The organism is Staphylococcus pasteuri, from assembly GCF_030547725.1.
GTDB lineage: Bacteria > Bacillota > Bacilli > Staphylococcales > Staphylococcaceae > Staphylococcus > Staphylococcus pasteuri.
This window is the reverse complement of record NZ_JAUOQO010000176.1, coordinates 1-307: the sequence shown is the minus strand read 5'-3', so window position 1 is coordinate 307 and position 307 is coordinate 1. Positions and strand designations below refer to the sequence as shown.

Sequence of the window (307 nt, the reverse complement as noted above, 5' to 3'; positions counted from 1 at the left end):
CAGCTACACTCACTGCCGGCCATGTAAACGCTGCAGGTTTTCAATTGGTAGAACACTCTGCTACGGGACTTGGCCGTTCATTTGCTGGTGAAGCCGCTATTGCTGACAATGCTTCGGTAATGGCACGTAACCCTGCCGCAATGTCTATGTTTGATACCATCGCGGTGTCAGGCGCATTAACCTATATTTCTCCTGACGTTTACGTAAAAGGTAATACAGGCGTAGACGAAATAGATAAAGCCCTAACCAACGATGATGTAGTTCCTGGTGCAGCTGTGCCAGCGGGTTATTTTATTCAACCACTAAG

The 307-nt window shown here is 47.6% G+C and carries 1 protein-coding gene; it reads left to right on the top strand.

Annotation, left to right across the window (positions count from 1 at the left end; genetic code table 11):
* Window positions 1-44 precede the first annotated feature (44 nt).
* The coding region (locus tag Q4528_RS13300) for an outer membrane protein transport protein (RefSeq protein WP_303521983.1) at window positions 45-307 on the top strand (263 nt) is incomplete at its 3' end.